Source organism: Variovorax sp. CCNWLW186, from assembly GCF_037203865.1.
GTDB lineage: Bacteria > Pseudomonadota > Gammaproteobacteria > Burkholderiales > Burkholderiaceae_C > Variovorax.
Map to the genome: position 1 here is coordinate 26,535 of NZ_JBBCBO010000024.1, position 15,914 is coordinate 42,448.

Annotated in this window: 19 protein-coding genes; 10 read left to right on the forward strand and 9 right to left on the reverse strand. The window is 63.5% G+C overall.

Translation table 11 applies throughout. The features are described 5' to 3' along the window. Positions 1 to 31 precede the first annotated feature (31 nt). The 7 genes from V9K97_RS22770 (at position 32) to V9K97_RS22800 (ending at position 6,650) form a co-directional block, all read left to right on the forward strand. Positions 32 to 943: a LysR family transcriptional regulator gene (locus tag V9K97_RS22770; protein ID WP_258504111.1), complete on the forward strand. Its 912-nt coding sequence runs from the start codon at positions 32 to 34 to the stop codon at positions 941 to 943. Positions 944 to 1,072: 129 nt separating this feature from the next. Then, a complete protein-coding gene (locus tag V9K97_RS22775; RefSeq protein WP_258504112.1) occupies positions 1,073 to 2,083 on the forward strand; it encodes a Bug family tripartite tricarboxylate transporter substrate binding protein in 1,011 nt (336 codons plus the stop codon). Between the two features lie 32 nt (positions 2,084 to 2,115). Continuing rightward, the gene (locus V9K97_RS22780) at positions 2,116 to 2,805 is read left to right on the forward strand and encodes an RraA family protein (RefSeq protein ID WP_337298230.1); all 690 of its coding nucleotides are present in this window, start codon (positions 2,116 to 2,118) and stop codon (positions 2,803 to 2,805) included. Continuing rightward, on the forward strand, positions 2,802 to 3,728 hold the full coding sequence (locus V9K97_RS22785) for an NAD(P)-dependent oxidoreductase (RefSeq protein ID WP_337320888.1): 927 nt from the start codon (positions 2,802 to 2,804) through the stop codon (positions 3,726 to 3,728). Before V9K97_RS22780 ends, V9K97_RS22785 begins: the two co-directional genes overlap by 4 nt. Before the next feature lie 58 nt (positions 3,729 to 3,786). Further along, on the forward strand, positions 3,787 to 4,749 hold the full coding sequence (locus tag V9K97_RS22790) for a tripartite tricarboxylate transporter substrate binding protein (RefSeq protein WP_337298232.1): 963 nt from the start codon (positions 3,787 to 3,789) through the stop codon (positions 4,747 to 4,749). 10 nt (positions 4,750 to 4,759) lie between these two features. Further along, positions 4,760 to 5,647 carry an amidohydrolase family protein gene (locus V9K97_RS22795; RefSeq protein ID WP_337298233.1) on the forward strand — a complete coding sequence of 296 codons (888 nt, stop codon included), beginning with the start codon at positions 4,760 to 4,762 and terminating at the stop codon, positions 5,645 to 5,647. Between the two features lie 58 nt (positions 5,648 to 5,705). Next, entirely contained in the window at positions 5,706 to 6,650 is a 945-nt protein-coding gene (locus V9K97_RS22800) for an SMP-30/gluconolactonase/LRE family protein (protein WP_337298234.1), read from the forward strand. A gap of 182 nt (positions 6,651 to 6,832) precedes the next feature. On the opposite strand, the gene V9K97_RS22805 is transcribed toward V9K97_RS22800, so the two are convergent. The 6 genes from V9K97_RS22805 to V9K97_RS27315 all read right to left on the reverse strand — a co-directional run bounded on the left by V9K97_RS22805 (position 6,833) and on the right by V9K97_RS27315 (position 10,677). Beyond that, positions 6,833 to 7,330 (reverse strand): hypothetical protein, encoded by a 498-nt coding sequence (locus V9K97_RS22805; protein ID WP_337320890.1) that lies wholly within the window; start codon positions 7,328 to 7,330, stop codon positions 6,833 to 6,835. A gap of 71 nt (positions 7,331 to 7,401) precedes the next feature. Then, positions 7,402 to 7,773, reverse strand: coding sequence for a VOC family protein (locus tag V9K97_RS22810; protein WP_337320892.1), 372 nt, complete (start codon positions 7,771 to 7,773; stop codon positions 7,402 to 7,404). Positions 7,774 to 8,291: 518 nt separating this feature from the next. Then, positions 8,292 to 8,543 carry a hypothetical protein gene (locus V9K97_RS22815; RefSeq protein WP_258505368.1) on the reverse strand — a complete coding sequence of 84 codons (252 nt, stop codon included), beginning with the start codon at positions 8,541 to 8,543 and terminating at the stop codon, positions 8,292 to 8,294. Positions 8,544 to 8,653: 110 nt separating this feature from the next. Beyond that, positions 8,654 to 9,385, reverse strand: coding sequence for a hypothetical protein (locus V9K97_RS22820; protein ID WP_337297928.1), 732 nt, complete (start codon positions 9,383 to 9,385; stop codon positions 8,654 to 8,656). Between the two features lie 94 nt (positions 9,386 to 9,479). Further along, a complete protein-coding gene (locus V9K97_RS22825) occupies positions 9,480 to 10,172 on the reverse strand; it encodes an alpha/beta fold hydrolase (protein ID WP_337320893.1) in 693 nt (230 codons plus the stop codon). Between the two features lie 160 nt (positions 10,173 to 10,332). Continuing rightward, positions 10,333 to 10,677: a DUF6896 domain-containing protein gene (locus tag V9K97_RS27315; protein WP_443304013.1), complete on the reverse strand. Its 345-nt coding sequence runs from the start codon at positions 10,675 to 10,677 to the stop codon at positions 10,333 to 10,335. A 234-nt stretch (positions 10,678 to 10,911) separates the two neighbouring features. Here V9K97_RS27315 and V9K97_RS22835 point away from each other — a divergent pair, with 234 nt between their 5' ends. Beyond that, positions 10,912 to 11,202, forward strand: a complete 291-nt coding sequence (locus V9K97_RS22835; RefSeq protein WP_337298236.1) for a hypothetical protein — start codon at positions 10,912 to 10,914, stop codon at positions 11,200 to 11,202. A 99-nt stretch (positions 11,203 to 11,301) separates the two neighbouring features. Here V9K97_RS22835 and V9K97_RS22840 read toward each other — a convergent pair whose 3' ends face one another. The 3 genes from V9K97_RS22840 to V9K97_RS22850 form a co-directional block, all read right to left on the reverse strand. After that, positions 11,302 to 11,775, reverse strand: a complete 474-nt coding sequence (locus tag V9K97_RS22840; RefSeq protein WP_337298237.1) for a GFA family protein — start codon at positions 11,773 to 11,775, stop codon at positions 11,302 to 11,304. Between the two features lie 101 nt (positions 11,776 to 11,876). Next, positions 11,877 to 12,269, reverse strand: coding sequence for a VOC family protein (locus V9K97_RS22845; RefSeq protein WP_337298277.1), 393 nt, complete (start codon positions 12,267 to 12,269; stop codon positions 11,877 to 11,879). Positions 12,270 to 12,455: 186 nt separating this feature from the next. Next, a complete protein-coding gene (locus V9K97_RS22850) occupies positions 12,456 to 13,016 on the reverse strand; it encodes a dihydrofolate reductase family protein (RefSeq protein ID WP_337298238.1) in 561 nt (186 codons plus the stop codon). Between the two features lie 145 nt (positions 13,017 to 13,161). Here V9K97_RS22850 and V9K97_RS22855 point away from each other — a divergent pair, with 145 nt between their 5' ends. Together V9K97_RS22855 and V9K97_RS22860 are read left to right on the forward strand one after the other, a co-directional pair. Then, entirely contained in the window at positions 13,162 to 13,764 is a 603-nt protein-coding gene (locus V9K97_RS22855) for a GNAT family N-acetyltransferase (RefSeq protein WP_337298239.1), read from the forward strand. A 216-nt stretch (positions 13,765 to 13,980) separates the two neighbouring features. Beyond that, positions 13,981 to 15,867 carry a sensor histidine kinase gene (locus tag V9K97_RS22860; protein ID WP_337298278.1) on the forward strand — a complete coding sequence of 629 codons (1,887 nt, stop codon included), beginning with the start codon at positions 13,981 to 13,983 and terminating at the stop codon, positions 15,865 to 15,867. The last annotated feature ends 47 nt before the right edge of the window (positions 15,868 to 15,914 follow it).

The following is a 15,914-nucleotide window of genomic DNA, read 5'->3' on the forward strand; positions in this document are numbered from 1 at the left end:
GCGGCCCTGGTTGTAGTCTTCGAATAAATTCTTGGAGTTCATCCTGGACCTGCGCGACCTCCAGTACTTTGAAGTCATTGCCGAGCTCGAGCACATGGGGCGCGCGGCCGAACGGCTGCACCGCACGCAACCGGCGCTGACAAGCTGCGTACGGCGGCTGGAAGAAGCGTGCGGCGCGCTGCTCTTCGAGAAAACAGGACGCGGCATCCGCCTGACCAGTGCGGGGAAGGCGCTTCTCAAATGGGCCCAGCGCACACGCTTCGATGTGGAAAGCGCGCGCCGCGAGATCAACGACATCGGCAGGGGCCTGACCGGAAACATCAAGATCGGCATCGTTCCGACGGCCGCACAGTTCTTGTTGCCTCCGGCCGCGCGCGACTTGATGCGCGAGGCACCCGAGGTCACTTTGCGGACCACCGTGGCGCTGGTCGACATCCTGAAGCCGCTGCTGCGCGCCGGCGATATCGATCTGATGGTCGGCACCGAAGGCGCTGCTGAACCCGGGTTCGCCTCGCAGAATCTGGCCGAGGACGTGATCGTGGTCGCCGCCTCGAATACGCACCCAATCTTCGACAAGCCGAAGCCGAGCCTGAAGGACCTGGCGGGCTATCGATGGGTGCTTCAGCCCCCCGGGGCGCCCACTCGGGACTGGCTCGACCAGACCTTCGATCGCCACCGCATTCACCGGCCTGTGGTGCAGGTCGAAAGCACGATGCTGCTGATGCTGCCGACACTGATCGGCGAGACGGGCCTGCTGAGCTTCATCTCGCGTCTTCACCTGCAGGCGGGGCGTTCCGGCGCAGCCTTGCGCGAAGTGAAGCTGCCGGCCACGACTATGCGCCGCCGCATGGTCGTGACCTATCGCGACAGCGGCTATGTGTCCCCGGCAGCCCAACGGCTGATCCGCCTGCTGGCGAAATACGCCGACTCGCCGCCGGGCTGATACCAAAAGCCAGATCTATCGATCTTCAAAAACTATCGATTGGACTGAATAGGCCCAGCGCCGAATACTTGCCTCCACTGAACGCACCGCCCGCAATCGAGCAGGGTGGGCCAAACAGGAGACAAGTTCATGCCACATCGCGCCCTCACGGCGGCTGCTTCGCGCCGCCTCATCGGCATCGCCGCCATCACGCTACTTGCCGGTGCAACGCTCATGGCGCACTCGACGGCGTCCGCACAGGCGTATCCATCGCGCCCTATCAAGCTGATCGTTCCCTTTCCGGCTGGCGGCGGCACCGACCTTATTGCACGTGAAGTTGCCAACAAGGTGGCCGTCGCCAACGGATGGTCGATCATCATCGACAACAAGCCCGGCTCCGGCGGCAACCTGGGCGTGGATGCCGCAGCCAAGGCACCCGCCGACGGCTACACGCTGGTGCTGGGCCAGACCAGCAACCTGGCGATCAACCCCACGCTCTACGCCAAGCTGCCTTACAACCCCGAGAAGGACCTGACCCCCATCGTCGAGGTTGCAAGCGCGCCGCTCGTCCTTGTGGTGGCTGCGGACTCGCCCTACAAGACGCTCGCCGACGTGGTGGCCGCTGCCAAGGCCAAGCCCGAGTCGCTGAACTACGCCAGTTCCGGCAGCGGCACGGTGGCGCATCTCGCCACCGAGATGTTCCAGAAGACGGCAGCCGTCAAGTTCACGCACGTTCCGTACAAGGGCGCTGCGCAAGGTTCGACCGACCTGATCGGCGGGCAGATCCAGATGTACATGTCGTCTGTGCCGACGCTGATCGGCTACGTCAAGAACGGAAAGATGCGCGCCCTTGCCGTGACCTCGCCCAAGCGCACCGCGGACCTGCCGTCGGTGCCCACCGTTGCGGAATCGGGCTTCAAGGGCTTTGAAGCCGTCACCTGGTTCGGCGTTGCCGGGCCGGCGGGCTTGCCGAAGGACGTGGTCGCCAAGCTGAACGGTGCGTTCAACAAGGCGCTGCAGGACCCGGAGGTCAGGAAAAAGCTCGCCAGCCAGGGCGCCGATGCGCTCGGCGGAACTCCGGAGCAGTTCGCCAAGCTGATCCACGACGACATCGGCCGCTGGGGCAAGATCGTCAAGGAATCCGGCGCCAAGGTCGACTGACCACTTTCATCTCTTGCATCCGAAAGAACGCCATGCCTTCCAATCTTCCCGACATCATTCGCAACTTCGACCGCGTGCCCGCGCACATCGTGGCCCAGGCGGCCCACTTTCAACCGGCAATCCTGGCCGACGTGGCGGGGCGCCGCGGTGCGGTGGACGGCCGCATCAAGGCACTGCGTCCCCGCATGAGGCTCGCCGGCACGGCCATCACGGTGGAAGTGCGCCCCGGCGACAACCTCATGATCCACGCCGCCATCGCCATGGCCAAGCCCGGCGACGTGCTGGTGATCGACGGCAAGGGTGACCAGACCGCGGCGCTCATGGGCACGATCATGATGACCGCATGCAAGAAGCTCGGCATCGCCGGCGTCGTGATGGACGGCGCATGCCGTGACAGCGGCGAGATCGACGAGATGGATTTCCCCGTTTTCTGCGTCGGCACCAATCCGAACGGCCCGACCAAGAACATCGGCGGGCGCATCGGCCATCCGGTGTCGATCGGCGGCGTCACGGTGAACCCCGGCGACTTTGTCATTGGCGACGGTGACGGCGTGGTCGTGGTGGAGCGCGAGAAGATCGAGTCCCTGCTGCCGCTTGCCAAGAAGAAGGTCGAAGACGAGGCCGCGCGCATCGCTGCCATCAAGGACGGGAACACCACCGCCAAATGGCTCGATGCGGCGCTGCGCACCGCCGGCGTGCTGAAAGAAGGCGAGACGCTGTGAGCGCCATCGTCGTGACGGGCGCCGACCTGGCGCCGCAAGCGCTCGCACTGCTCGAGGGGCATGAGGTCGTCTACGCGGGCAAGACACCGACCGAGGAAGACCTGGTTGCCCTGTGCCGCGCGCATGATCCGGTGGCCATCATCGTGCGCTACGGCAAAGTGGGCGCGTCCGTCATGGACGCCGCTCCATCGCTCAAGGTGATATCGAAGCACGGCAGCGGTACCGACACGATCGACAAGGCGGCGGCGAGCGTCCGCGGCATCGAGGTGGTCGCGGCGGTAGGCGCCAACGCCGCAGCCGTCGCCGAGCAGGCCCTCGCGTTGCTGCTTGCCTGCGCCAAGTCGGTGGTGGCGCTGGACGCGCGCATGCATGCCGGCCACTGGGACAAGGCCACGCACAAGAGCCTCGAGCTCGGCGGCCGCACCGTCGGCCTGGTGGGGCTGGGTGCGATCGGCCTGCGCTTTGCGCGCATGGCCGATGCGCTCGGCATGCGCGTGCTGGGGTTCGACCCGTTCGCCAAAAATCTGCCGGCCCATGTCGAAGCGGTGGACCTTGCCACGCTCTGGCGCGAATCCGACGCCATCTCGCTGCACTGCCCGCTGACGGAAGACAACCGAGGCCTGCTCAACGCACAGACGCTGGCGCAATGCAAGCGCGGGGTGATCGTCGTCAACACGGCCCGCGGCGGCCTGATCGACGAGGATGCCCTGCTCGAAGCCGTGCGCTCGGGCCAGGTCGCCATGGCCGGGCTCGACAGCTTCGCGGTCGAACCGATGGCACCCGGCCACCCTTTCCAGGGCGAAACACGCATTGTGCTGAGCCCGCACATCGGCGGCGTGACCGGCGATGCCTATGTGAACATGGGCGTGGGTGCCGCGAAGAACTTGCTGCAGGTGCTGGCGCGCCAGGCCGCGACCAACTGAATCTGCCGAGCTGCGCGAATGAATGCGCCGCCCGCTTTTTGAATATCGCAAGGAACCCATGATTCACAACACCATCCGGCGCATGCTCGGCGCCTGCCTTCTTGCCGCCGCCGCGTCTGCGCAGGCCGCCTTTCCGGAGCGGCCCATCACGCTCGTGGTGCCGTATGCGCCCGGCGGTTCCGCCGATGCGCTCGCGCGGGTGCTCGCGGTGCGCGTCGGCGCGAAGCTCGGCACCAGCGTGATCGTCGACAACAAGCCAGGCGCCAGCGGCACCATCGGTGCGAGCTTTGCCGCCAAGGCCGCACCCGACGGCTACACGGTGCTGTACGACGCAACGCCGTACTCGATCAACCCGCACCTTTTTCCGCGCATGCCGTTCGCCGCCAACGCCTTGCAGCCGCTGGCATTGGTCTCGCTGGCACCCAACATCGTCATCGTGCGCGCGGAGTCGCCCGTCAAGACCATCAAGGACCTCGCGGACAAGGCCAGGTCGGAGCCCGGGAAGATCAACTTCGCATCTGGCGGCAGCGGCACCGTGCAGCGCCTTGCAGCCGAACTGTTGCGCCAGCGGCTCGGTTTGGACATGGTGCACGTCGGCTACAAGAGCGGCGGCCCGGCCATCGTCGACACCATGGGCGGACAGGTCGACTTCATGTTCAGCACCATCGCCGCGTCATACCCGCTGGTGTCCAGCGGCAAGCTGCGCGCGCTGGCGGTGTCGTCGCCGCAGCGCTCGCCGCGCCTGCCCGACGTGCCGACCATTGCCGAGACCGTCGCGCCCGGCTACGAGGCGTACGAATGGAATGGCCTGCTGCTGCCCGCCGGCACCCCTGCCGCTGTCGCCGAGAAGCTCCACAAGGCCGTGGTCGAGGTGCTGAAGGAGGACGAGGTCAAGCGGCGCTTCGTCGACGTGGGCGTGCAGCCGGTGGGCTCGACGCCGGCCGAGTTCGCCGAGTTCCTGAAGAAGGAAGATGCCAAGTGGGCGGACGTGATCCGCAAGGGCAGCATCAAGCTCGACTGAGCCGTCGTCGATGACCGCCAACCCGCTCTCGCAGCCGGTTCCTCATTCGGTGGGACTGAACCGGCCCGTGCTCGCATTTCCGCCGGACGCCTGCGACAGCCACATGCACATCTTCGATCCGCGATTTGCCGCATCGAAGCACTGGAAGCGCCAGCCGCCGCGAGCCGAAGTGGGCGACTATCGTTTGCTGCAGCGGCGGCTTGGCACCACGCGCACAGTGGTCGTCAATCCTTCGACCTACGGCACCGACAACGCCTGCACGCTGGACGCGCTGGCGCAGTTGGGCGAGCACGCGCGCGGCATTGCCGTCGTCGGGCAGGATGTTTCCCACGAAGAGCTCGACCGTCTTGCCGCGCGCCGCATCTGCGGCCTGCGGGTGAACTTCGTCACGCCGCAGTCCTGGGGCACGACCACCGCGCAGATGCTCATCACGCTCGCGGGAAAGGCGGCTCGGCTGGGTTGGCACGTCCAGGTCTTTATGCAGCCGGAGCAACTGGTCGAGCTCGCACCCGTGCTTGCGGCGCTTCCGGTGCCATTGGTCATCGACCACATCGGCCGCATCGATCCGGCCGAGGGGGTCCATGGCGAGGCCTACACGGCCATGCGGCGACTGCTCGACGCAGGCAACACCTGGGTCAAGCTCTCCGGCGTGTACATGCGCTCGCGCGACGGCGCACCGGCCTATCGCGATTGCGCTGCCATGGGCCGGGCGCTGGTTGAAGCGGCACCCGAGCGCCTGGTCTGGGGGAGCGACTGGCCGCACACCACGGAGAATCCCAACACCGTGAACGACGCCGACCTGGCCGATGTGCTCGCGGCCTGGTGCCCGAGCGTGGCGGTGCGCAGCCGCATCCTGGTCGACAACCCCGCGAAGCTCTACGGCTTTGCGGCCGGCTGACTTGCCGGGCAGACCGCCCCTTTAAACCCGTGGGGCCGAGGCCCTCAAGGAGACAGACTTGTACCTACTGCATGCGCCCCAGGTGCTGGAGCTCCAGACCTTCACCACCATGCCCGGCATCTTCCGGCGGCAAGAGCGGAGCGCCTGGGCGGACGCCAACCGCGGAGGCCAACCCACCGATTCCTTTCTCGAAGGCCCCGTGTTCGACGACGCCGGCAATCTCTACGTCTCGGACATTCCCTTTGGCCGGATCTTTCGCATAGACGCCGCGGGCGAATGGACGCAGGTTGCGGAGTACGACGGCGAGCCGAACGGCATGAAGTTCATCGACGCGCACACGCTTCTCGTCACCGACTACAAGAACGGACTGATGCGCGTCGACGTGCGCACCGGCCATGTCACGCCGCACCTGCAGCGGCGCAACACCGAGAGCTTCAAGGGCGTCAACGACCTTGTGCTCGACGCAGAGGGCAACATCTACTTCAGCGACCAGGGCCAGAGCGGATTGCACGATCCGTCGGGCCGGCTCTATCGCTTGCGCCCGAATGGGCAGCTCGACCTGCTGCTCTCCAACGTGCCGAGTCCGAACGGCGTGGCGCTGTCCCCCGATGGCAGGCTGCTGTATCTCGCGGTGACGCGCGGCAACTGCATCTGGCGCGTTCCGTTGCTGCCCGACGGCAGCGTGGCCAAGGTGAGCCAGTTCTTTACCTCCTACGGCCCCAGCGGCCCCGATGGACTTGCGGTCGACACACAGGGGCGCCTGCTGGTCGCCAATCCTGGCCTCGGCTACGTGTGGGTGCTCAACCAGCGCGCGGAACCTGTGATGGTGCTGCGCGGCCCGGCCAGTGCGTCGACGACCAACATCGCGTTCGGCGGGCCCGGCAGAGCGACGCTCTTCGTGACCGACTCCACCCACGGCAATGTGCTGAAGCTGGTGCTGGATACGCCTGGGGTCGCATTGCATCGCGGGCCGCTGCCCGGGCAGCAAGCAGAGAAATACTGATGGTTGATTTGAGCTGGCGTGCTGGAGGCGGTTGTTGCAAGAATGCTGAATTCTTGATCCGGGGGGGCTGCTTTGGAGCAAAGCGTACGGCTGGTGTGGGCCCAATCCGGAAGTTCGCGATGTTCCGAAGCAGTCATTCAGCGCATGTACAGCCTTTCAGCAGAGCGTTGCTTCGGCCACCCTTACCGGAGTTGCCACCAAGGCTTCTTTGGGGGAGCGCTCGATGTCGCCGGAGTTGCTGCCTGCGCGGCCCCGCCCAAGGACTGTGCGCAGATTGAATTCCACACAACAGCGTCCAACGGCATGACTCTTGACCAGTCAATCTTCCCCGCGAACACCGGATGAGGCGCGAAACCGAAAAACTGCCCCACAGATCGCGATACGCCCCGCTCCTTCAGTAAGGCAACACCATTGCTCAAAAGATGTTGTTCCTGCCAAGGCTGAGAGTTCATCAACGTTGCAAACTCTGAACGGTTCGCTGCGACGTGGTGAACCCCGCCTTCCAGTACGTCCAGCTTTTCCACAGCACCAGACCTTCGCTCAAAGAAGAGGTCACCGAAAGCTGAGGCTCCGATAGGCCCTACTTGACCGGTAACCACGTCCGGCCATTCGGAAAGCAGCCTCCTGAAGTCGAGGTGCGCTGCATCGACGAATAGATCGTCCCAAGTCAATGAACTCATGGGTAGGGGTGAAATTGAAATATAGCGGTCAGAGGCAGCTTCTGGCCGGCAACCGCCGGTGCTTCCTCGGCTCAGTCAGGGCCAGAAACATCCTCTCCAAACATCATGCGGTGACCGTCAATGGTCGCGATTCCAAACTCTCGCATGCCCCAGGGCTCTGTACGAAGAGCCTTGACCATCTGAACACCCCGCGCAGCCAGATCCTTGTGCAAGCCAGTGACATCGTCGACCTCAACGTAGGCCATATATGAATGCTCGCCCAGTTCCCGCGCGGCAGGTGTGTCCGGGCACTCTCCCGCCATGATGGTGCAGGCGTCGCGTCTGAACAGACGCCAGCCGGGCACTTCCTTCCACTCGATCGAGAACCCCAGGACGTCGCGGTAGAAATCGGCGGACCGGGCCAGGTCGCGCACTGCGATCACGAACCGAGGTTGTTTGAGCATGACGAATATGACGGAGGATCGAATGACTACCCGCAGGATTCTGCTTCAGAGGTCGGCTGGTCGCCAAGGTCAATGCCCAGCGTCGGAACCGACGCGCGGCGCGCTGCAAGTGGCGCAGTAGTTCGCGGCGGGAGTGCGAAGCGGCTTCCCGCATTCAGAACACGGCGGCCCATAGAGGCTCAGGCGATGGTGGTAAAGAGCAAGAGGATTGGTCTCTTTGAAGCCGGTGATGCGCTCATAAGTTGCTAGCGCTTGCTCTCCGACGTCCGTCTGTGCCTGACGTAAGTCGACCCCTGTTTTCTCGCGATATTCCCGTATCTGCTCTATGAAACTCTTAGGGAAGACCAGTTCATATTCCTCCTCCGTGAGAATCGGGAGATCGATCTTGCATCGCCAGCAATACATAGTGGTAGCCACTCTTCCTCGCTCCTTTGTATGAGGCACATGCTTCTGGAAGACAAAACTGGACGTCCGCCAGAATGTCCGGTCCTGGCCGCATTCTGTCCTTGCTGGCGAGGTCAGGAAAAGACGAATGTCAGAACCGCGAACATGGCCAAGATGAATATGAAAGCCAGCCCGTCGAAAAGCATGACGCTACGGGCGACAAGGCGAGGCAGGCGCGCGGCGAACGTTCGCAATCGATCTGCGGACGGATGGCCGCGAGGATACATCGCCGCTACGACCAAGCAGCCAATGAGGACCAGTGCGCCGAGCGACAGTGCCACGGCCGCGAAGGCCAGCAGAAACCCAAACGCAGGAAAGTTGTTCATCAGTTGGTGCACCCTGAGTGCTTGCGAAGGTCCGATCTGGCCGAGTGCGGGCTCTGCCTTAACGGACTCGAAGTCGCCTCGAGATCGAGAGCAAGGACGCAGCTAGCGCACTAGACATCGAGCGCTCGCTGCCTGCGGATTTGACGTTTCTCCTCAGCACTAGGCGGCTTGTAGGCGTCGGAACGGCGTCGCCGGAGGGACTTTATCGCGGCAGATCTTGCGCGCATCGCACCAGGATCGGTCACCGTCTGGGCTTCTGCCCACTCCAATGAAGCTTCGATGGGCGCCCCTCTCAACGCGCACAGGCAAAGCGTCTGCTGATATGCCGTCCCGGAGGCGGAGAATGTTCTGATCACGAGCTCTTGCAGTTTTTTCTGTTGTTCTTGCGGCGGCACCAACCCGTCATCGAAGCTCGTCAATCCGCTCAACGCGCCCAGCGCTCGCCAGAACGGATCATCTGGATCGTCCGATAGAGCGGTGGTCGACATGCAGTAGTCCAACAACACCGTTACGCTAGATTCAGCGCGAACTTCACTTAAAACCGCAATGGCAAATGTTGCGAGCGCTCGATCGGCGAGCAAATGCTTCAGTGAAGCGATGCCGCCGCGGCCGTAGCCGACGCAGACTGCAGCCCACCGCGCGAGCGGCGTTACTCTTTTTCCGTCTGCCAGCACGCCGTCCTGGTGCCATCCATGCTGCTTGCAGAGCCGCTCAATCTCATCAGCACCGTCCGCGCCGTAAGCAACTGAGAACCGAATCAAGTCTTCCGGATGAACCGTGCCACCGTAGGACGGTGGGCCGGATCCCTTGGCGGCCTTGCGGGCAAGATCATTGAATTTCATGGGAATTCGGCGGGCGTGCTTGCAGCGATTATGTCGTTCGCCAGCTGCCATCTAGGCCAACGTGGCGAAAGTCTGCTTTTGGCCGAATTCTGTCCTACGGCGCCGTCACCGTGTCGATGAAGTCTGCCACTGCGGAAGCGGCCTCTTCGGGAACGACCTGCAGAAGGCAGTGCGGGGCATCAAACAATTGAACCTTCATGCTCCGACAATGGTGCTGCGCTTCAACCGTCGCTGGCGTCGGCACTATCCGATCGCTTGTACCCTTGAGGTACAGGACGGGGACCTCAAGTGCTCGCGCCTGCGCCCGCATATCGACAGAGACTACCGCCCGGAGCCTGGCGCGCAGTATCGTCGGCTGCACCTGGGCCAGAGCATCTCGCAGCATGCGGCTCAATCTCGGGGTCGCGAACCGGCCGAAGAGCATCGAGCTCAGGATTGACGACGGCGGAAGGGGTGCTGGTAGCGACGCCAACCCGCTGAGCCAACGGAGGCCCGGTCTTGGGTTGCGAACGAACGTGCAGCATAGAACGACGCCTACGACACGCTTCGGATTGGCCGCGGCCAACGAGATGGCTATGGGCCCGGAGAACGACTCGCCGAGCAGGACCAAGGGGCCTTCAGGTGGCAATGCCAGGGCAGCGAGGTCGCGCAGGCTCGCATAGGTTTGCGAATGACCTGATGTTGGATAGGTCACCACCCTGACGCGGGTTCCATTTCCGAGTGCTGCAACGAACGGCTCGAACAGGATGCCTGTTCCGTCCATGCCCGGAAGCAGGACGAGGGTCACCAGATTTTGTGCCGCCGTTGGCAAGGAAGGGGACTGCAAGTCAGAGATATTGTTTGGGGAATGCTTCTGACCGACTGTAGCCGGCCGAAGCCGCGCCGCCCTTGAATGGTGTTCGCGAATTAGGCAGTCGTGACGAACGTCCGGTTCTGGCCGAGGGCTGTCAACCCACCGATGATCGGCGAAGCAGGGATTCGGCTTCGTCATAACTCAAAGGCTGGCCCTTCGATTCGGCGAATTTCTGTACTCGCCAAGGATCAATCACCTCCGGGTCGCTGACAACCACGTGCATATCGACGACGAGGTGGGGTGCTGGAGCTCGCCGGGTGAAGACCACGCCAGCTCCGTGTTTCTGTGCTTCCCAACGCTCGCCCTGAACGTCGAGATCCTCAGCTATCTGAACGCCGAGGAGCCATTTATTCCCCTGCACCTCAGGGCAACGCTGCAGCAGCGCCTCACTAAGTCTTCGCTGCCACTGGACCAGTTCTTCTATCAGGCCATCATTCATAGCTGGTGAGTCAATGAGTTGAGCGTCCGGTTTTGGCCGTAACGAGCCGTTGAGGTCGAGACATCGAAACGTTCAACCATACAGGTGACGCCGCCGCCGGCCAGGTGCGTCAATGACCAAGACCCCGATACCTGGGCGCAATTCCTACACCGGCAATCCCGTTTAGCCCACGCCACGGCATCGCCACGAGCATTGAATCTTGGCTTCTTGCCGAAATGATGAAAAGGAGCAGGCATGCCCAAGCGAGCACAAGATCCTGGTGACGAGGCGGGCCGCCTCGACCCCATCGGCCCTCATGGCCCCAATCCGCCGTCGCACGGCCGAGTGAGCGGCGGTGACCCCGGAGCGGAAGCCGAAGTTAATTTCGACGACGATGAGATCTACTCAGGCACTGGTAACAACAGCCGGCGCGGCGGGACTTCAAAAAGCGCGGGTGCTGACAGCGGGGCACTCGGCCCGCCGTCGGAGCAGTTGTCAGACAGCAACCAGCCGCGCGAGAAGAACGCGAACGGAACCGGGATGTAGCGCCACTGGCGTGATGCAGGAACGGCCTTGGCCCTGTAATCGACCAATCGGCGAGAACCTCCACCAAGCGCCAATGAGACATTGAGCATCGTTGAGCGACTACCGGGCCATGACTGGTACTGGATACTTGGCAGGATGCTCCGGCTGCCCTTCGGGGCTCAGCCTTGCCTTCGCAAAGCAGTCAATCTCAGCAGGCAGGGCGACGCCCGATTGCGCCGAGCGGGTCCAAATGTTCGCCGCTACCTCCACCGCATTGGGGTTGTCGTAGCAGCCCCGAGAGAGTGCGCGCAGATTGGGCCAGCGCTCAAAGGTAAGGCCGACGGTCGTTCCGCAAGTTGGGCAGAACTCGACATAGACCTTCTTCCCGCTTACATCCGATGTGTGCTCGTACTTGCGTATCTCGCCACCGTTGAACTCGACTGCCTCGACGGGGAATACGGAGTTGGCGTAGAACGAGGAGCCCGTCATCCGCTGACAGAAAGTGCAGTGACAAACAAGGGTTCTAAGCGGCGCCTGTTTGACGCGGAACTTGACCGCTCCGCAGAGGCAGCCACCGTCAAGAACAAACGGCATCCTGAAGCTCCTGGTTCAATTCTTCGATGACGCGAGGCGACATCTTTGAATCCTGCCACAGGTCTGACCGTCAGCTCCTGGCCTGAACGAGTCAACCGATATCAGCCCCCCATGGGAGAGCAGAGCTCAACGAGCGTGCCGTCTGGGCAGCGCACATACGACACGACTTGTCCCCAGGGCTTGGTGCGAGGTTCGGCCAATTCTGTCGCGCCCGCCGCCAACGAGCGCATGTGCGCAGATTCAACGTCGTCGGTAACGAAACCCAGTTTCATGCCCAAAGGCTTCTTCGACTCCGAGGCGGCTACATGGCCGCCGTCAAAGTTTGTGGATGCCAGTTCGTGGTGCGCGAAGGCAAGCGTCGTACTCCCAGTCTCAACCTCGCCGTACGTTCCAGACTCATGCAGGAACCGTCGAGGGAAGCCAAATGCCTGCTCAAAGAACCGTAACGAGGCTTCGACATCTGGCACGTAGATGATGGTGTATCCGAACTTCATTTGTGGTTGAGCATTGATTCGTGTAGCCGCCCAATGCTGAGCGTGCAATTCAATCTTGCCATGTCGGCGGCCGGAAGCATGCTTCACTGCAAGGAGAGGCGGATGGCCCGCTTTTGGCCGACTGTATCCGGTCGCAGCCTTGGTGCAGCGACGGGCCGCGCGGCAGGCGTGCGCTACAACCGACTGCTAGCCGCGCTCTCGCCGGTAATGCATTGCCACCGCGCCGTTGCCGAGCGGCTTCGCCGAAACCAGCTCGAGTCGTCGCGTGCTGGGCAACCCGCTCTGGTACAGGGTCGGGCCGTGGCCGGCGATCCTGGGGTGAACGAGGAACTTGTACTCGTCGATCAGATTCAGCCGGTCCAGCTCGGCCGCGAGCTTGCCGCTACCGAGGAGCACGCCGGCCGGGGTCGCGTCCTTGAGCCTTTGCACGCCCGAGCGCAAGTCGCCGGCGATGTGGTGGCTGTTGGCCCACGAAAAGTCCGTTCGCGTCGACGACACGACGTACTTCGGCTTAGTCTCCAGCTTGATCGCCCATTCGCGCACTGCTGGCGGCGCGTCCGCATCGCCGTGGGCGACGGCCGGCCAGTAGCTCTCCATCATCTCGTAGGTGGTGCGGCCCCACAGCATCGCCCCTCCGTCGTCCATGAGGCGGGTGAAGAAGGCGTGGGTCTCGTCGTCTGCGATTCCCTCCTGGTGGTCGACACAGCCGTCCAGGGTGAGGTTGAGGCTGAAGGTTAGAAGTCCCATACGAGTCTCCTCCGAGTCAAGCGGTCGCTGGACTGCCGCTTGTCGACGAATGCCTGCGCGAATCCCGCGCGAGGCCTACTATATGTGCGACAACCCGAGTTTTCCGGCAAGTGCGAACCTTCCGTTTTCACATGAGGAGGACGAAATGAACCAGCAGTCGATTGAGATCCGCAGTGCCACGTCCGACGAGATTCCGCGCGCCGTCGCAGCGATCGTGGCGGCATTCCTCACCGATCCGCCTGCGCGGTTCGCGTGGCCTTCGGTGCACGACTATCTCTTGGCCATGCCCGTGGCCACAGGCGAGTTCGCAGGCAGCAGTTTCCAGTACGGCACGGCCTATGTGTCCGTGGACTTCTGCGGCGCCGCACTCTGGTTGCCTCCCGGCGTGGCGCCGAACGGCCAGGCTCTCGAAAAAGTGTTCCGTGACACGGCAAAGCCCGAGCACATGGACGACCTGCTGGCCACCTTCGAGAAGATCGAAAAGTCGCATCCTCGAGAAGCTCATTGGTACTTGCCCCAGATCGGCGTCGAGCCGAACGCCCAGGGCAAAGGCATTGGGGCGGCGTTGATGCGCCACGCTCTCGCCCGTTGCGATGAGGAGCGATCGCTGGCATACCTCGAGGCGTCGAAGACGCAGAACATTCCGTTCTACCAGCACCACGGCTTCGAGGTAATAGGCCAGATCCAGGTGGGTTCGGCCCCGCTCGTCACGCCCATGCTCCGCAAGCCCGGCCGGCCAGGAGCCTGACCCCGCGGAACTGGACGGCTTCCTGCGGTCCCGGACGCAAGGCAGATACGCCACTGACGCTCGCTGGCCGTCACAGGCGACCTTGTCTCATACATTAGTGGTAACGAACCACAGACTCGGCCGATGCATCGCGACTCCACCCCCCGCCGCAGGAACCATCAGCAGATGGCCTGGTGGGCCGTGGCGCTGTGGCTGGCCTTGCCATGTGCGAGCGCCATGCAGCCGCCGGGTGCGGATGCGGCTGCGGGGCAGCCCGATGGCGCCGTCCACATCACGCGGGCCGAGTTGCTGTCCATCCCGGGTACGGGTTATTCGGCCCCGCCGCGACGCATCGAGGAAGCCAGGCTGCCGGTCGACGGATGGCTGGAAGTCAGCCTGCCGCACACGGCCGAGCGCGAACTGGTTCCCACGTCGTCAGGCGGTGTGAACACCATCACCGATTGGTACCGCATCGAGCTGGCCGGCCTGGCGCCATCGGCAGCACAGCCGCGCCTTCTCTACCTGCCGCGTTGGAAGACCCTGGGCCGCATTGCGGTGTACGGCGACGGCGTGCTGCTCTACCAATCGCAAGGCAGCGCCGTGCACAACGGCTACAACCAACCCTTGCTTGTGCCGCTGAACGCGGCGGCCAACACGCCTTCTCCGCGCTCGGTGCTGATTCGCATCGATCGCCTGCGAAGCAGCGGCAGCGGAGTTTCGACGGTGTGGGTGGGTGACCAGCACTCGCTCGGCTGGCGCTACCAGGTGCGCCAGTTGCTGCAAGTGCAGTTGCCGTTCATGGGCAGTGCCGCATTCCTGGCGGTGGGCGCATTCGCGTTTGCGGTGTGGCTGGGCCGGAGGCGCGAATTGCTCTACCTGCTGTTCTTTGCCATCTCGGCACTGGCCTACTTGCGCACGCTCCACTATTTTGTGAGCGGCGACTACCTGCCGATTTCGGACGAATGGTTCGAATGGATCACCGTTGTCTCGCTGCTCTGGCTGATCATCCTCATCCACCTGTTCTTGCAGCGCTTGCATCAGCAGCCCTCGGCCTGGCTGACCCGCTTGTCTGTCGTCCTGGCATTGGCCTGCAGCGTCGCGACCCTGCCGCATGCATCCGAGGCGATGCCGAGTCTCTATCTGTTCACGCCGCTGCTCAACCTGGCGGTGCTGCCCGTTGCGGTACTGATCTTTGCCGTGAACCTGCGCAAGGCATTGCGTGCGAAGCTGCCCGAGGGGCGCCTGGTGGCCGGCTGGGCGGTGGCGGCCGTCGCATTCACCTCGTATGACGGGCTGCTGCAAAACAACCTGGTCAGCCCGGAGAGCGTGTACACCTCTCCCTACGCCATCATCAGCCTGTTCTTCATCTTCTCGTACATCATGTTCCAACGGTATACGGGCGCGTTTGCCGAAGTGGCCCGGTTGAACAAGGGGCTGGCGCAACGCCTGCAGGCGCGCGAAACCGAGCTGGAGCAAAGCTACCAGCGGCTGCGCGTGGTCGAGAACGAGCAAATGCTCGGCGCCGAGCGCCGGCGCCTGATGCAGGACATGCATGACGGGTTGGGGTCTTCGCTGATCAGCGCCATTCGCTCGGTCGAGCAAGGCGCCATGACCGACAGCGAGATCTCCGGCGTGCTCAAGGGCTGCATGGACGACCTGAAGCTTGCCATCGATTCGATGGAGAGCGTGGATGCCGATCTGTTGCTGTTGCTGGCCACCTTGCGCTTTCGCCTGGCACCACGCATAGAGAGCGCCGGCCTCGCGCTGCGCTGGGAAGTGCAGTCGGTGCCTGCGCTGTCGTGGCTGAATCCCGGCAGCGCGCTGCACATCTTGCGCATCATGCAGGAGTGCGTGGCCAACGTGCTGCGCCACACCCGGGCCACCACCATCCGCTTCAGCACCGCAACGGACGGGCAGGGCGTATGCGTGGTGATCGAAGACAACGGCGAGGGCTTTGCCGTGGAGGAGGCCCTGCATCGACGAGGCCGGGGACTGCGCAACCAGCAGCGGCGCGCAACGGCCATCGGCGGCACCGTCAACTGGGAATCCGGCAGCGCCGGAACGCGCTTCACGCTCTGGTTGCCGCTTGAACAGGTCGCCGGCACCGAATTCGTTCCCCAGTGATGCACCCGCCGCCCGCATATTCGAGCAGCCCAACTGGCTACCATGCG

Coding starts and splice junctions, on each gene's coding strand:
- V9K97_RS22795 (WP_337298233.1), top strand. CDS start 4,760: ATGACCGCCAACCCGCTCTCGCAGCCGGTTCCTCATTCGGTGGGACTG.
- V9K97_RS22790 (WP_337298232.1), top strand. CDS start 3,787: ATGATTCACAACACCATCCGGCGCATGCTCGGCGCCTGCCTTCTTGCC.
- V9K97_RS22860 (WP_337298278.1), top strand. CDS start 13,981: ATGCAGCCGCCGGGTGCGGATGCGGCTGCGGGGCAGCCCGATGGCGCC.
- V9K97_RS22840 (WP_337298237.1), bottom strand. CDS start 11,775: ATGCCGTTTGTTCTTGACGGTGGCTGCCTCTGCGGAGCGGTCAAGTTC.
- V9K97_RS27315 (WP_443304013.1), bottom strand. CDS start 10,677: ATGAATGATGGCCTGATAGAAGAACTGGTCCAGTGGCAGCGAAGACTT.
- V9K97_RS22775 (WP_258504112.1), top strand. CDS start 1,073: ATGCCACATCGCGCCCTCACGGCGGCTGCTTCGCGCCGCCTCATCGGC.
- V9K97_RS22805 (WP_337320890.1), bottom strand. CDS start 7,330: ATGAGTTCATTGACTTGGGACGATCTATTCGTCGATGCAGCGCACCTC.
- V9K97_RS22855 (WP_337298239.1), top strand. CDS start 13,162: ATGAACCAGCAGTCGATTGAGATCCGCAGTGCCACGTCCGACGAGATT.
- V9K97_RS22835 (WP_337298236.1), top strand. CDS start 10,912: ATGCCCAAGCGAGCACAAGATCCTGGTGACGAGGCGGGCCGCCTCGAC.
- V9K97_RS22820 (WP_337297928.1), bottom strand. CDS start 9,385: ATGAAATTCAATGATCTTGCCCGCAAGGCCGCCAAGGGATCCGGCCCA.
- V9K97_RS22845 (WP_337298277.1), bottom strand. CDS start 12,269: ATGAAGTTCGGATACACCATCATCTACGTGCCAGATGTCGAAGCCTCG.
- V9K97_RS22780 (WP_337298230.1), top strand. CDS start 2,116: ATGCCTTCCAATCTTCCCGACATCATTCGCAACTTCGACCGCGTGCCC.
- V9K97_RS22815 (WP_258505368.1), bottom strand. CDS start 8,543: ATGAACAACTTTCCTGCGTTTGGGTTTCTGCTGGCCTTCGCGGCCGTG.
- V9K97_RS22850 (WP_337298238.1), bottom strand. CDS start 13,016: ATGGGACTTCTAACCTTCAGCCTCAACCTCACCCTGGACGGCTGTGTC.
- V9K97_RS22810 (WP_337320892.1), bottom strand. CDS start 7,773: ATGCTCAAACAACCTCGGTTCGTGATCGCAGTGCGCGACCTGGCCCGG.